Source organism: Desulfovibrio desulfuricans DSM 642 (assembly GCF_000420465.1).
GTDB classification, from domain to species: Bacteria; Desulfobacterota; Desulfovibrionia; order Desulfovibrionales; family Desulfovibrionaceae; genus Desulfovibrio; species Desulfovibrio desulfuricans.
Genome location: NZ_ATUZ01000019.1, coordinates 14,460 through 28,349 on the forward strand (window position 1 = coordinate 14,460; position 13,890 = coordinate 28,349).

A 13,890-nucleotide genomic window follows, 5' to 3' on the forward strand; every position below is an offset into this window, starting at 1 on the left:
TCTGCGCATGGCTGCTGTAGACTGCGTCAGACGGATTTTCTTTGGGGCATGTACGTCTGTGGCCCCCCCGCGTGGCCGCATTCATGTCTGCATCATTTTATATATCCCTTGTTTGATACTAAGCGGCAATGAGTGGCGCAATGGCGTACCAAAAATAAAAAGGTTGTGGAAGTCGGCCAGATATCCGGCCAGTTTCTCACAACCTTTTTACAATAAAAGTATCTTGAATCTTTGAGATTTTTTTAGCGTCTGTAGCCCATGGCGCGCCGGATTTTCTTTGGGTCGCCGCCGCCGTCAAAGCCTGCTTCGATCAGCCGTGTTGCCATGGCATCCCTGGCATTGCGGCTTGTGCCGCCCATAACCACAGCCAGGATGCGGGTATTGCCGCGCTGGGCTGTAACAATAAGATTGTAGCCCGAGGCCACGGTCCAGCCCGTTTTCAGGCCATTGACGCCCCGCACAGAGCCGAGCAGGGCGTTTGTATTGGCCATTTGTCTGTTCCTGTGAGTAAAAACGCGGGTGCTGTGAAATTTTTGCGCGCCGGGGTGCGCACGAAGGTAGGCGCGGGTAAGGCTGGCAATATCGCGGGGGGTGGAGCGTTGCCCGGCGGCGGGCAGGCCCGTGGGATTTTTGAATTCCGTGCGGCTCAGGCCCAGCCCTTTGGCTTTTTGATTCATGGCGCGCACGAATTGCCGCTCGTTGCCAGCCACACGCAGGGCGAGCGCCGTAATGGCGTCATTGCCTGATGCAACGGCAGCGCCGGTGAGCAGTTGCCTGACCGCCACGCGTTCCCCGTTGCGGAGGTGCATGGACGAGCCGCCCACGGTGGACGCGGCGGGCGTGATGCGGATTTTTTCGTCAAGGCTCAGCTTTTTGGCGCTGACGGCATCCATGGTCAGGAACATGGACATCACCTTGGTGAGTGATGCAGGCGGGATGGACATGTCGGCGTTTTTTTCAAAAAGCACCTTGCCCGTATCCATGTTGACCAGAATGGCCGCGCGCACGCCTCTGGCTGCAAGGGATTGCGTTGCTCCTGCAAGCAGGGCGGCGTATACGGCGCAAAAAAGGATGCTGAATACCGCCATGCGCCGCAAGCAGCCCATAACTGACGGCGCAACCCCCGCAGTGCGGGGGGGGGCGTCTTGCTGAAGTCTGCCGGAGTGTGGCCTGCCGGGCTGATAGCCGGGGGCAAGCCTGCCAAAACCGGAATGTATGGTGTCTATCTTATCCATCGTGCCTATAGGTGCGGTTGCCTTCTTCCACTGCCTGAATGGCAAAAGCCAGCAGTACAGGGCCCACAATAAGGCCTACCGGCCCAAAGCTCGCCAAACCGCAAAGTATGGCGATGATCAATACAAAGAATGGGGCCTTGATGCCCTGCTGCAAAAAGAGCGGACGCAGGATGTTATCTACGCCAGCCACCACCACAACCCCCCAAAGGGCCAGACCCACAGCGGCCATGCTGTTGCCCGTGAACCAGAGCGAAAGGCAAAGCGGCGCCCACACTATGGCCGTGCCAATGGCGGGAATGGGGGCCACGAGCGTTGCAAGCAGGCCCCAGAATGCTGGCTGGCGTACCCCTGCAAAGGCAAAGGCGATGCCGCACAAAATGCCCTGCGCCGCAGCCACCAGCACAACACCCAGCAGAATGCCCCGCAATGCCCGGTGGATGGCAGCCGTAAAGCGGCAGAGCATTGCTTGCGGTATGTGGAATATCCTGCCGGAAATTTTGCGGATATGGCGGGCATAGGTGGTAAAGATCACCGTGAGCGTAAAGAACAGAAAGCTTGTCCACAGCACAGTCATGGTGCCGCCGAGAAAATCCATGCTTCGGCTCAAAAGCAGGCTCATGGCATCGCCGAAAAAAGCATCCAGTTTTTGCAGAAAATCGCTGACCATTTTTTCTGCGCGTGGGTATTCTGCAAGGCTTAGCCGCCATTGCTGAATATTGGCCACCCACTCGGGCGGCAACTGAAAGTTGTTGGCTTGCAATTCGCGCAGGCGCGCAAAACCAGCCGCCGCTTGCGGCGTCACCAGCAGGGCGAACATGGCAACGGGAACTAGTATGGAAGAGAGGAGGGTGGTTATGTACGCATAAAGGGGCAGGCTGCTTGAAAGACTAAGCCGGAATTTACGCCAGCGGGGGCCGCTCCGGGTTTTTTCAAGGCGTTTGCGCCACATCCGGCCCTTCATTTGTAGCGTCCGGTAGAGCGGCAGCGAAAGGCATGACATACAGGCAGCCATGAATATGGTCACCGGGTTGTGCCAGAGCAGCATATACAGCGCGAGCGCGGCCAAGAGGTAAAGCAGACGCGGCAGCGTTAGAGTCATAGTAGGCCTTGGGTTATGTGGGCGCGGCTTTTTAACCAGCGCCGGAACGTTGGAACGCGCAAGAGTAGCAAAAGCGGGCGGGGTCTGCCAAGAGGCGCAAGGGTATAAATACGCCCGCGCGAGTCAGGGCTGGCAGCCGTGCGGCATATGTCAGTGCGCCATCACGGCGCAATGGCCCGACCGGAAATATTTTGTCAGGCGCGCCCCGTCGCCCTGCGGTTGTGCAGAGAGGCCGGAGCGCGCCATAAGGTCGCACTGCGGTATGTTTGCGCGTTGCCGCGCTGCGGAAAATACGTCTGGGATAAAACCGTTGCCGCGAAGCCAGAAAGGCGCGGCGTCGGCTGGCGGAGACCAGGGCAACAGCCCCGGCCCTAGTTCAGCACGTTGCTGCCTTTAAAGCTGATGTTGATCACTTCGTAGGTAACGCGGCCACGCGGAATATCCACGGTCACTTCATCTCCTACTTCGCGGCCCAGCAGGGCCTGGCCCACAGGGGAAAGAAACGAGATGGAACCCTTGGCGGGGTCGGCCTCGTCAGGGCCGAGAATGGTGAAGGAGCGTGCTTCGCCGCTATCGACATCCTCAACCTCAACCGTAGAACCAAAGATGACCTTGTCGCCCTTCAGAGAATCAAGATCAACGACCTGATAGAGCGCCATGCGCGATTCAATGTATTTGATGCGGGCTTCAGCCATGCCCTGACGTTCACGCGCGGCGTCGTACCCGGCGTTTTCTCGCAGGTCGCCTTCTTCACGGGCTTCTTTGATGGCCTGGATGATGGCGGGCCGTTCGCTCTTCAGGCGGGCCAGTTCGTCTTCCAGCTTTTTGTAGCCTTGCACGGAAATGGGGATGCTTGTCATGGTTGCCATAATCTGACCTCACAAACGAAAAAAAAGCGCCGCTGCCCAGGCAGCGGAGCAAGCAATGGGGGGTATTTTCCGAAAAAAAGACTGCACGGGCCGCAGTGACTGTGCGCTAAACCCGGCTGTGTTAACCGGGTGATGATCCGTAACAGCAAGTACACACTACCTACTGGGCGCAAAACGGTCAAGCCCCGAAGCGTGCGGGCTGGGGAAGACCTGCCCTGCCTCTGCATAATGTCATGTAATCGACATGAGGTTCAGGCTTGCGCGGCAGTGAGCCTGCGTATATGTTGGAGATGCGCCCAACGCGGCAGGCGCTTGCGCCCGCAGGGCAGAGCTGCGTAAAACGCTTGGTTTGAGCGGCATATAACAACTGTATGAACAACGGCAGACTATGAAAAAATATTTGCGTTATCTTGGGTCGGTGCTTGTCGCGGCGGTGTTTTTTCTGGCTGTGTACCTTTTGTACCATAAGCTTAAAAGTTACAGCATAGCCCAGATTCGCGAAAGCATAAGCCAGATATCGCACGGGCGGATTCTCTGTTCGTTGCTGCTGATGGTGGTCAATTACATCATTCTTGTGGGCTACGACTGGCTGGCGCTCAAGGCCATCCACAAAACCCTGCCATTGCCCCGCGTGGGGCTTGTTTCTTTTGTAGGGCAGGCTGTGAGCTACAACTTTGGCGCGCTGCTGGGCGGCACCAGTGTGCGTTACCGCTTTTATTCAGCCTGGGGTTTTTCGCTGGCAGAGATTGTGCGCCTGGTGCTGATGCTGGCGGTCACATTCTGGGTGGGCGCTTTGGGGCTGTGCGGGTTGATTTTTATCATAAGCCCGCCTGCCATTCCTGATGATCTGCTGGCAAAAATGCCCATGACAGACGTGCGTATTCTGGGCGTGGTGCTGCTGCTTATTGCCTGCTCCTACCTGATCCTGTGCTGTACCGTGCGCAAACCCGTGCATCTGTTTGGCAAGGAATTTGTCTTTCCGCCGCCGCACATTGCCTTTGCCCAGGCTCTTGTGGCAGGGGTGGACATTATCGCCGCAGCTGGTTGCATGTATGTGTTGCTGCCCGGCAACATGGGCATATCGTTTCTTGATTTTCTGCCGAGCTACCTCATGGCCCAGGTGGCGGTGGTGCTTACGCACATCCCCGGCGGGGTTGGCGTTTTTGAGCTTGTCATCCTGCACCTTACCCACACCACGCAGGCGCAGGCCGTATTTGCGGCGGTGCTGCTGTTCCGCATCATTTACTTTATCATTCCGCTGCTGGCAGCCGCATTGCTGCTGGCCGTTTACGAAGTGCGCCAGCGCAGCGACATGCTGCGCGAAACTGGCCGCTGGCTTTCTGTGCTCTCGCACTCCATTTCTGCCTATATGGTTTTTGCAGCGGGCGTGATTCTGCTTGTCTGCGCCATGCTGCCGCCAGGCAAGCACATGCTGCACGCCCTGCGCAGCATGATCCCCTACGAGGCACTGGCTGTGGGGCATTTTCTCACTGCTATTTCGGGCGCCATGCTGCTTTTTGTTTCATACGGGCTTGAGCGGCGGCAGTCGCGCGGGTTCCATCTGGCGGTGCTATGCCTTTGCCTGGGGATTGCGGGAGCTCTGCTCAACGGTTTTTCGTGGATCACCGCATCCATGGTCAGTATTGTGCTGTTGACTGTGTGCATGGCCCGGCGGCGTTTTTACCGTTCATCCTTTTTCTGGGAAGAGCCAATCCCCGGCTACTGGCTGTTCGGTGCGCTGGGGGTGCTGGCCTTGATGGCCTTTATTGCATGGGCGCTTTATCATCCCTCATGGAATAAAGCCGCTGCCTGGGGTTTTGACCACCCGCACATGGCTGCGCAAACACTGCTTGATTTTCTTGGCATTGCCGTGGGGTTGGCAGCGGGCTGGTTGTGGCGCGTTGCCTTGCGATTGCGTGCCCGGCGGCAAAAGGCCGCGCATCAATGATAGCGCGCTGAACGCATATAGTTGTTGCAGTATGCTTAAAAATGCGGCCTTCCGTGCTTACGGAGGGCCGCATTTTTGTAGGCAGGCTTGTTGTATCTGCTGACCTGATATGGGGAATGCTGGCAATGCTGGATATGATCGTGCGGGGCATGCCTGCGCCCTGCGGCGCGGGCTAGACGGATGCAGCAGAAAGAGCGGTCGGCCACATTGAGCGCGCACCGCGCATGGCTTCTGGCAGCATTTCAATCAGTTCACCAATCTGGGTGCCGGGATTGGGCGCGCAGAGTTGCGCCAGCAGGCGCGCCATGCGGGCCGCCGCCATGCAGGCCTCGTCCATTGCCGCGCCGCCGCACAAAAAAGCCGTTGCCAGCCCTGTCACCAGATCGCCCGTGCCGCCAATGCATTCCATGGCGGGAACCGAGGGCGCGCCCACCGTGGCGATTACGCGGCCATCCACGACAATATAATCTTTTGATCCCTTGATAATCAGATTTTTCGGGCAGTTGCCGTGCTCAAGAGCGCGTTGCAAAAGCGGCGGCACGTCATCCTCGCGCGCCAGCAGAAAACCCCGCGTATAAAAGGGGTGGGGGGCATTTTCATCTGCCAGAAAGGCCAGCTCGCCCAGATCAGGCGTAAAAAGGTCATAGGCATCGGCATAGCCGCTCATTTTTGCCACATACATAAAGCCCGCGTCTGCCACCATCACTGGCGGCGCATCAAGGGCCTGCGCGGCCATGAGCACCCGGTTGTGCCAATCCTGATCAGGGAAAAGATAGTGAAAGGTCAGCCCCGCAGGGGAGAGGCCCGCCAGATTTTGCTCCAGCCATGCGTAAATGGCGCGGCTGCCCGCGCCGGAACCAGGATCGCCCGCCAGCAGAAGGCGAGGCGGCGCAATGCCCAGTTCCTTGCAGGCAAGAATGGCTGTGGCGGCAAGGGCCGCAGTGCCTCGCTGCACAGGTACTGCCTGACCATCCGACAGGTGGAGCAAACCGCCCGCAACCGTGCTTTCGCCCTCAAGGCCAGCAGGGCAGAAGGCAAAATCCGGATCGGGCAGGGTTCCTGCTATGCACCACATGCGACTTGCCTCCGCAGTTCTTCAAAGGCCTTTTGCAGGCTGTAGCAGCAGAGGGTCTGCCCCAGGGTCAGGGGTTCCGGGGCTTCATCAAGGCGCAGGCCACACAGCCGATGCGCCACCCACGGCACATCGGGGCAGCCGCCGCCAGAAATATTCACAATGCGCCCGTCAGCAGTATCAAGGGTAATTTTCATGTTGGCGGCTCGCACCATAAGCCAGCGGTCATCCAGATGTTTTATCTGAAACAGGGACACAGGTTCCAGCAGCACATCATGGGCGCTGACCACCTGACTGGGCGCAAGCCCTTCCCGTTCCAGAACATCCAGAACGCGCGCCTGACTCACCAGTTCAAAAACCACCACCATGTCGCAGCCTGTGCGCAGTTCCGGCGGCGGCCCCTTTACTTCCACATCCAGCCCGGCCTTGCGCAGCAGGCGTTCGGCGCGGATGACCTCGCCAGTGTGGTCAAAAACCAGCAACCCCCTATCGTTGCAGCCACGTTTGCCGCCGCTGCCAGAATCCACAGCAGATCCTTTACCGTTGGGAGAAAACAGGCCGCGCAGCTTTTGCGCAAAGCCATGCAGCAGGCTGGTCTGAGAACTGTTCTGCGTCATGATTTCCCCCGAAAATTTTGGCTCGCCGGATCCGTTACAGCACTCATGGCGAGGGCTGGGGAATGGCAGCTTTCAGCCATCACTGGCTGATATGGGCGACAGTGGCGGCGCGGGCATTTTTTGTTCATCCGCGCCGCCAGTCCCCCAATCCGAACGTTAATCCTTGCGGATGTCTATGCGCGTTATGCCTTCGCTTTCTTCAGTCGTGCTGACGGCAAAGCCCCGGTTGCGGGCAGCGCGGCTGACATTTTCAAGGCTGGCGTCGTTATCCACCAATACGCTGAAAGGCCCCTGTTCATCGGCCTTGGCAGCGGTAAGAAACATGAGTACGGGTTGCGGGCAGGAAAGCCCGCGAGTGTCGATGGTAGTGGACATTACGCGCCTCTCCTGCAGTTGAAAAATCCGATGCAAAGGCAGATGGCAAGACCGGCAAGGGTGCCCGCCATGCCGTGAGGGCCGATTCCTGCAGGGCTGGAGGCCAAACCGAAGTTATGGGCAACAGCGGTGCCAATGATCAGGCCAACGGCAAAAACGGCGGCATCGTTGTCGCCTTCGCCAGCCATAAAGAGCTGACGGCCAGGGCAGCCGCCCGCGAGGGCAAAGGCCAGACCGGCAGTAGCCATGCCGAGGAAGTTCCAGAGATTGTCTGGCTGGGCGATGGGCTGGTTTTCAAAGCCGGGTTTGAACGCGCCAAAGTACAGGTTCAGAACAAGGGCCGCGCCCAGCATGGCCAGAAAACCCAGTGCCAGATGCCATTGCCTGAACAGCATCACATCGCGCAGCGCCCCCATGGTGCAGAAACGGCTGCGCTGGGCCAGAAAGCCCACGATCAGCCCCACGCCAATGGAAAGTATAAAGGGTGCATGCTGCGCGCCGGGGCCTTTGACGGAATAGAAAAGAACGCCGCTCTGCGGCTGTTCTGTCACCTGCGGATTGAGCAGATACAGGGCTACGAAGGAGAGCATGATGCCGGGCAGCACCAGACCGGAGATTTTGCTTTGGCCCTGGCTGCGGCCCAGTGAAAAACCCATGCGGAAAAATATGGTGCCAATACCCACGCCGCAGATCAGGCCAGCAAGGCCAAAGAGAGCAAAGGCATCGCCGCCCGCAAGGCGCAGAATAACACGCCAGGGGCAACCCAGAAAGACCAGCGCGCCAATACCCGCTATGCCTCCAAGCAAAAAGCGGGTGATGGGGGCCGAGCCGCCGCGCGGCTTGTATTCGCCAAAGGCCAGCGCAGCGCCAAATGCGCCCAGCACCATGCCCATGATTTCGGGCCGCAGGTACTGCACGACGGCAGCGCGGTGAAAGCCCAGAGCGCCCGCGATATCGCGGTTAAAGCAGACCACGCAAATGCCCATGTTGCCGGGATTGCCCATTTGCTGGAGCAACACGGCAAGCACGCCGAACACAAGCCCGGTGGCAATGATGCCTGTTGTGGTGGAGAAAAAATTGAAGCCTGGTTTCATGAAATCCTCCTTTTTGGGCCACAGGCCCGTGGCGAAGCCGATGTATGAAACGGCAGCGCGAACGGAGGATTTGTCGGGTCAGTGGTGCAGGGCAGGGAAACCATGCGCCAGCCGCAAACCGGGCCGCCGTTCGCGTAAGCTCCACAACGTGAAGCTCCTTGCTGTGCGTCAGGTTTTGCGCTTGGGCATGGTTTCCTCTGTTCTGTATCTGCTGCCGCAGCCTGTTGGGGAGCGGCACGTCAGCGTGGTGAATGAATTTCTGTTCCTGTACTCTGTCATGGTCAGGCAAAGGCCTGTCGATACTTTCCCTGGGCTGGCATTTCGCAGTGCCGTGTCTGCCGCAGGGGCAATTTTCGCGTCTGTTTTACGATGCGGTCGTCAGGTTCACGCTGTCTTCGCCATCGCGCTCGGCCAGCATGACGTCCACGTGTTCCTGTCTGCTGGTATTGATGACGCGGCCCACGTAGTCCGCATGGATGGGCAGTTCGCGGTGACCACGATCAATGAGGGTCAGCAGTTCCACGCAGCGCGGACGGCCGTAGTCGAGCAGGGCCTCGAGGGCGGCGCGGATGGTGCGCCCGGTGTAGAGCACATCGTCAATCAGAATGATAACCTTTTCGTCCACGCTTTCGGTGATGCGCGACTGCCCGATGCTGGGCTTGCCCACAAGGCTTGTCCAGTCATCGCGGTACAGATTGATATCCAGGGTTCCGAGGGGCATGACGCGGTCAAGCCGCGCCTGCAGCAGGGCAGCTATGCGCCGGGCCAGATCTGCTCCGCGCCGTTCAATGCCCACCAGCATTACATCCTGGCATGCAGCGTGTCGTTCGAGTATCTGCGAGGCGAGGCGTTCAAGTACGCGCGCCATTTCGTCTTTTTCCAGTAGCCGGGTCGTGGACATGGTTCCTCCAAAGGTGGATATGCCCGCCATTCTAGCCGTTTTCGCCTTTAAAGAAAAGCCCTGGGCAATTGACAAGCCCCACGCATGACCTTAGTTAGTAAAACACTCGAATCATGGAGGACGTATGATCGAATTGACCGACAGCGCCCGTAAGGAACTGGATTCGTTCTTTACCGGCAAGAAAAAGGATCCCATCCGGGTCTACATGACCGCAGGTTGAGGCGGCCCGCGCCTTGCCCTGGCTCTGGATGAGCCTAACGACCAGGATCAAACCGAGGAACAGGCCGGCTACACCTTTTGCATCAACAGTGCCCTTCTGACAGAAGTGCAGGGTGTAAAAATTGATTTAACCTACATGGGCTTTGCGGTTGAACCCGTAGTGCCCTTCGCTTCTGACGGCAACGGCGGTGGTTGCAGCAGCTGCTCAAGCGGCTGCGGCAGCAACGCGTAGGCGGGGTGGTTTCCCGCTGGCCGGACGAAGCAGGCCAGCCTGTTTTTCGTTACTCTACAATATAATACATATCGAGCGTATCGAAAAACACCGGAGGAACCATGCTTGAACTGACCGAAAGCGCCCAGAAGGAACTGGCGGCCTTTTTTGAAGGTAAAGAAAAAAGCACCATTCGCGTTTACCTCGCCCCCGGCGGGTGCAGCGGCCCGCATCTGGCCCTTGCCCTGGACGCCGCGACGGATGAAGATATGAGCGAAGATCAGGGCGGATTCACCTTCTGCATCAACAAGGAGCTTCTTGCTCAGGTTGAAGGCGTGAAGATTGATCTTTCCTACGCGGGCTTCACAGTTGAGCCCACGGTGCCCCTGCCCCAGACGGGCGGTGGTTGCGGCGGCTGCTCAGGCGGCTGCGGCCACTAGAAGCAAATGACTAGCAAACCGGGTGGCAGCCTTTTGCTGCCGCCCGGTTTGACCATGCTGACTTTGTCAACATGGTCGGAAATCAGGAGCAGGCTGCGGCTTTGCCGCGCCGTAAAGCGACAGATTTCCGTGTATTTCCGCCCGGCGGCGTTGCCGACGGTGGCGGCGCAAAACCCGTGAACGGGTTTTGTCATCAGTGCCGTGCAGCAGCAAAAAGCTGCTGTCCGGTTTATCGTTTCATGGCCGCGCTGACGTGGTCGTGTCGGGGGCGGCGCAGGCTGCCCCTTGTGCTGTTATATAACCCCCCACAGGTTCATGGACACTTTCGGCGCATTGCTCTCAAGCAACGACAGGCAGATATATCTGGAACGCAGCGGCATGGTCACGCGCTGCCGCCTTGCCTGCGAGGCTCTGGACAAAGGGCGCAGCGTGGCCCTTGTGGCCCGCACCCGCGAAGAATTCCACGCGGCCCGCTCCCTTGCGGCCCTTTTTTCTCCCGAAATTTCTCTGGCGGATCCGGCAGTTGTGCGCCCTGCGTGGCAGTGGCCCTGCCTGGGGCTGCCTGCCCTGAGCCAATGGCAGGACAAACCCTCATGGGCTGCCCGGCTTGCTGCGCTGTATTCTCTCTCCCTTGGCAAACCGCGTGTGCTGGTAGTCAGTGTTGAAAGCCTGCTGCTACGCTACATGCCGGTCAATTTTTTCCACACGCGCACGCTGGAGCTTGGCAAGGGCAGCGATTACGCCCCCGAGCTGCTGCTGGAGCAGGCGGTGGAGTGGGGGTACGAGCGCGTTGCCATGGTCACGCGGCCCGGCGAAATGGCCCGGCGCGGCGACATCCTTGATCTGTACCCCTCTGGCTATGCCCGGCCCGTAAGGCTGGAATTTTTTGGCGACACGCTGGAGGAAATGCGCTTTTTTGACGCGGAGACCCAACGCTCCTTGCAGGGATGCGACGAACTGACCCTGCTGCCTGTCAGCCCGCTGGCCTTTGATGCGCGCGAGACAGAGGCTACGCGCAAGCGCTTTGACCGCATGTTTGCCGAAGGCCGCATTGGCGAAAACGACTGCTATTCCTTCAAAAAATCGCTGGATGCTGGCGGCGCGGGCCTGCTGCCCGGTTGCGCCGTGGAAGCTCCCAGCCTGCTGGAAGACTGGCTGCCGCAGGACTGCCTGTGGCTGCTGCCCGGCGAGGCCGACAGCGCCGAGGCCCTGCGCGATGGCCGCCTTGCACTCAAGGAGCGGCTGGAGGCCGAGGATGCGCCCCTGCCCCAACCGGCGGCGCTGGCCCTGCGCAAAAGTTCGCAGCCCGCGCCGTGGAACGCTTTTCAGCGCGTGTACGCTGAACCTCTGGTCATGGGCGTGGAAGAGCGCGGTCTGGATTTTGCGGAAAGAACCCTGCATTCCTTCAGCGATCTTTTTCCCCTTTCCGGCGCGCAGGATCGCCCCTGGCAGCATCTGGCCGCCGCTCTCAAGGAGTGGCAGGGCGCGCGCAGGCAGGTGGTGCTGAGCTTTTCATCCGGCCGCAGCCGCGCCAAGTTTCTGAAACTGGCAGAGCAGGACGGCATCCTGCCTGCCCAGCGCTATGCGCCAGACCAGCGCGGTCTTTTCGCTCTTGTTTCGCCCTTCCGTCAGGGCGCGGATCTGGCGTGGGACAACTCCCTGGTTCTGGGCGAGGATATCCTGTACCCCAAGGCGGAAAAGACGCCCCGCGTTTCTTCACGTGTTTTCAAGGGCCTGGATTCCTTTGACGATCTCAAGGCTGGCGATCTGCTGGTGCACCGCGATTACGGCATTGGCCGTTTTGCCGGCCTGCACCACATGGACGTCAACGCCGTTGCCAACGACTTTCTGCTCATCGAATACTCCGGGCGCGACAAACTCTACGTGCCTGCCGACCGCATGGGGCTTATCCAGCGGTTCAAGGGCTCGGAAGGCGTGGAACCAGCGCTGGATCGGTTGGGCGGCACGGGCTGGACTTCGGGCAAGGAAAAAGCCCGCAAGGCCATTGAAAAAATCGCCGCCGACCTTGTGGAAATGTACGCCTACCGCAAGGTGACCAAGGGCTTCCGCTATGATCCCCCTGGCGAGCTGTACCATGAATTTGAGGCAACCTTTGGTTTTGAGGAAACGCCCGATCAGGCCAAGGCCATTCAGGACGTGCTGGACGACATGGACAAATCCCAGCCCATGGACAGGCTCGTGTGCGGCGATGTGGGCTTCGGCAAGACGGAAGTTGCCTTGCGCGCTGCATTCCGTGCCGCTTCCGAGGGGCGGCAGGTGGTGCTGCTTTGCCCCACCACGGTGCTTGCCGAGCAGCATTATCAGACCTTTCGCGCGCGTCTGGCGGGTTTTCCCGTCAATGTGGGGCTGCTCAGCCGCTTTGTGACGCGCCCAAGGCAAAAGGAAGTGCTCAAGGCTGCGGCCACCGGGCAGGTGGACATTCTCATCGGCACCCATCGTGTGCTTTCAAGCGACGTCAAACTTCCCAATCTTGCCCTGCTCATTCTGGACGAAGAACAGCGCTTTGGCGTGCGCCACAAGGAAAAGCTCAAGGCCCTCAAAAAGAACGTGGATGTGCTCACCCTGACGGCCACGCCCATTCCGCGCACCTTGCAGCTTTCCATGTCCGGCATACGCGAGCTTTCCATCATTGAAACAGCGCCACAGGATCGCAAGCCTGTGGCTTCGGCCGTGCTGCGGCGGGATGATTCCGTGCTGCGCAAAGTGCTTGAGCGAGAGATTGAGCGCGAAGGGCAGGTGTTCTGGGTTTACAACCGCGTGCAGGGGCTGGAGCGGGTGGCCGAATACGTGCACACCCTTGTGCCCAATGCCCGGGTGGGCATGGCGCACGGGCAGATGTCTGAAACCGAGCTTGAAGACACCATGCACAAATTCTGGCATGGCGAGCTTGATGTGCTGGTATGCACCTCCATTGTTGAATCCGGGCTGGACTTTCCCCGCGCCAATACACTGGTGGTGGATCAGGCCCAGATGTTCGGCCTTGGGCAGCTCTACCAGCTGCGGGGCCGCGTGGGCCGCAGCGACAGGCAGGCCTACGCCTTTTTTGTGGTGCCGGATGCGGAGCGCCTTACCTCCATTGCGGAGGAACGCCTGCGCATCATTATGGATATGGACTACCTGGGGGCGGGTTTTCAGGTCGCCATGGAAGACCTGCGCCTGCGCGGCGCGGGCAATATTCTTGGCGAGGTGCAGTCGGGGCACATGTGCCGCGTTGGCCTTGATCTGTACCTCGAAATGCTTGAGGAGGCCGTGGGCCGCCTCAAGGGCACGCCAGAGGCGCAGACCGTGGAAACGGAACTTACTTTGGGCTTGCCTGCGCATATTCCCGCATCGTACATTGAGGACGGGCGCGAAAGGCTGCGCTGCTACAAAACGCTCACATCCGCCACTGGCGGCGCTGCGCGTGAAGAAGCGGCCCTCGGCATACGCGACAGGTTTGGCCCCTTCCCCGAAGAACTGCGCAACTTCCTTGCCGTGCTGGATTTCAAGCAGTTCCTCACCGAGTTGCAGGTGCAAAAGGCCGATGTGCACATCAACCATGTGCGGCTTGTCTGGCCGGACGGGCAGACCGCCGTGCAGCCCGAGCGCATTGTAGCCCTTACGGCTTCCATGAAGGACGCGCGCATGCTGCCGCCTGCGGGGCTGCATCTGCCGATGCCCTCTGATGTCTCGTTCCCCGAGGGGCTGGACAGGGTGCGTACCGCCCTTGAGGGTATCCGTGTTAAAGCCGGGGCATAGGTGCTGGTTTGCGGCTGTGCCTGTTTTTCAGGTCATAAAACTGGTCTGAAT

Annotated in this window: 12 protein-coding genes; 4 read left to right on the forward strand and 8 right to left on the reverse strand. The window is 59.4% G+C overall.

Annotation, left to right across the window (positions count from 1 at the left end; all coding sequences use genetic code 11):
* Window positions 1-242 precede the first annotated feature (242 nt).
* The 3 genes from G449_RS17325 to greA form a co-directional block, all read right to left on the reverse strand.
* Complete coding sequence (locus tag G449_RS17325; RefSeq protein WP_022660009.1) at window positions 243-1,235, reverse strand: D-alanyl-D-alanine carboxypeptidase family protein; 993 nt, start codon at window positions 1,233-1,235, stop codon at window positions 243-245.
* Window positions 1,228-2,334 (reverse strand): AI-2E family transporter, encoded by a 1,107-nt coding sequence (locus tag G449_RS0114340; RefSeq protein WP_022660010.1) that lies wholly within the window; start codon window positions 2,332-2,334, stop codon window positions 1,228-1,230. The genes G449_RS17325 and G449_RS0114340 overlap by 8 nt, the downstream gene beginning before the upstream one ends.
* A 371-nt stretch (window positions 2,335-2,705) precedes the next feature.
* The gene (greA, locus tag G449_RS0114345) at window positions 2,706-3,194 is read right to left on the reverse strand and encodes a transcription elongation factor GreA (RefSeq protein ID WP_022660011.1); all 489 of its coding nucleotides are present in this window, start codon (window positions 3,192-3,194) and stop codon (window positions 2,706-2,708) included.
* Between the two features lie 397 nt (window positions 3,195-3,591).
* Between greA and G449_RS0114350 the strand changes: the two genes are divergently transcribed.
* The gene (locus G449_RS0114350) at window positions 3,592-5,151 is read left to right on the forward strand and encodes a putative bifunctional lysylphosphatidylglycerol flippase/synthetase (RefSeq protein WP_022660012.1); all 1,560 of its coding nucleotides are present in this window, start codon (window positions 3,592-3,594) and stop codon (window positions 5,149-5,151) included.
* Between the two features lie 172 nt (window positions 5,152-5,323).
* On the opposite strand, the gene G449_RS0114360 is transcribed toward G449_RS0114350, so the two are convergent.
* The 5 genes from G449_RS0114360 to pyrR all read right to left on the reverse strand — a co-directional run bounded on the left by G449_RS0114360 (window position 5,324) and on the right by pyrR (window position 9,210).
* Window positions 5,324-6,226 carry an NAD(P)H-hydrate dehydratase gene (locus G449_RS0114360; RefSeq protein ID WP_022660014.1) on the reverse strand — a complete coding sequence of 301 codons (903 nt, stop codon included), beginning with the start codon at window positions 6,224-6,226 and terminating at the stop codon, window positions 5,324-5,326.
* On the reverse strand, window positions 6,214-6,840 hold the full coding sequence (locus tag G449_RS0114365; protein ID WP_022660015.1) for a putative Se/S carrier protein: 627 nt from the start codon (window positions 6,838-6,840) through the stop codon (window positions 6,214-6,216). The genes G449_RS0114360 and G449_RS0114365 overlap by 13 nt, the downstream gene beginning before the upstream one ends.
* A 156-nt stretch (window positions 6,841-6,996) precedes the next feature.
* The gene (locus G449_RS0114370; RefSeq protein ID WP_022660016.1) at window positions 6,997-7,215 is read right to left on the reverse strand and encodes a sulfurtransferase TusA family protein; all 219 of its coding nucleotides are present in this window, start codon (window positions 7,213-7,215) and stop codon (window positions 6,997-6,999) included.
* Window positions 7,215-8,309 carry a YedE family putative selenium transporter gene (gene yedE / locus G449_RS0114375; protein ID WP_022660017.1) on the reverse strand — a complete coding sequence of 365 codons (1,095 nt, stop codon included), beginning with the start codon at window positions 8,307-8,309 and terminating at the stop codon, window positions 7,215-7,217. The genes G449_RS0114370 and yedE overlap by 1 nt, the downstream gene beginning before the upstream one ends.
* Before the next feature lie 364 nt (window positions 8,310-8,673).
* Entirely contained in the window at window positions 8,674-9,210 is a 537-nt protein-coding gene (pyrR, locus tag G449_RS0114380; protein WP_027181040.1) for a bifunctional pyr operon transcriptional regulator/uracil phosphoribosyltransferase PyrR, read from the reverse strand.
* Window positions 9,211-9,334: 124 nt separating this feature from the next.
* On the opposite strand from pyrR, the gene G449_RS18590 reads away from it, so the two are divergent.
* From G449_RS18590 to mfd, 3 genes are all read left to right on the forward strand, one after another.
* A complete protein-coding gene (locus G449_RS18590; RefSeq protein ID WP_081640584.1) occupies window positions 9,335-9,661 on the forward strand; it encodes an IscA/HesB family protein in 327 nt (108 codons plus the stop codon).
* 101 nt (window positions 9,662-9,762) lie between these two features.
* Entirely contained in the window at window positions 9,763-10,080 is a 318-nt protein-coding gene (locus G449_RS0114390) for an IscA/HesB family protein (protein WP_022660019.1), read from the forward strand.
* A 315-nt stretch (window positions 10,081-10,395) separates the two neighbouring features.
* Window positions 10,396-13,839, forward strand: coding sequence for a transcription-repair coupling factor (gene mfd / locus G449_RS17335; RefSeq protein WP_022660021.1), 3,444 nt, complete (start codon window positions 10,396-10,398; stop codon window positions 13,837-13,839).
* Window positions 13,840-13,890 lie beyond the last annotated feature (51 nt).

Bases quoted from the DNA above. Each gene is read 5' to 3' on its own strand.
- G449_RS17325 (WP_022660009.1), bottom strand. From the start codon at position 1,235: ATGGATAAGATAGACACCATACATTCCGGTTTTGGCAGGCTTGCCCCC.
- G449_RS0114340 (WP_022660010.1), bottom strand. From the start codon at position 2,334: ATGACTCTAACGCTGCCGCGTCTGCTTTACCTCTTGGCCGCGCTCGCG.
- greA (WP_022660011.1), bottom strand. From the start codon at position 3,194: ATGACAAGCATCCCCATTTCCGTGCAAGGCTACAAAAAGCTGGAAGAC.
- G449_RS0114350 (WP_022660012.1), top strand. From the start codon at position 3,592: ATGAAAAAATATTTGCGTTATCTTGGGTCGGTGCTTGTCGCGGCGGTG.
- G449_RS0114360 (WP_022660014.1), bottom strand. From the start codon at position 6,226: ATGTGGTGCATAGCAGGAACCCTGCCCGATCCGGATTTTGCCTTCTGC.
- G449_RS0114365 (WP_022660015.1), bottom strand. From the start codon at position 6,840: ATGACGCAGAACAGTTCTCAGACCAGCCTGCTGCATGGCTTTGCGCAA.
- G449_RS0114370 (WP_022660016.1), bottom strand. From the start codon at position 7,215: ATGTCCACTACCATCGACACTCGCGGGCTTTCCTGCCCGCAACCCGTA.
- yedE (WP_022660017.1), bottom strand. From the start codon at position 8,309: ATGAAACCAGGCTTCAATTTTTTCTCCACCACAACAGGCATCATTGCC.
- pyrR (WP_027181040.1), bottom strand. From the start codon at position 9,210: ATGTCCACGACCCGGCTACTGGAAAAAGACGAAATGGCGCGCGTACTT.
- G449_RS0114390 (WP_022660019.1), top strand. From the start codon at position 9,763: ATGCTTGAACTGACCGAAAGCGCCCAGAAGGAACTGGCGGCCTTTTTT.
- mfd (WP_022660021.1), top strand. From the start codon at position 10,396: ATGGACACTTTCGGCGCATTGCTCTCAAGCAACGACAGGCAGATATAT.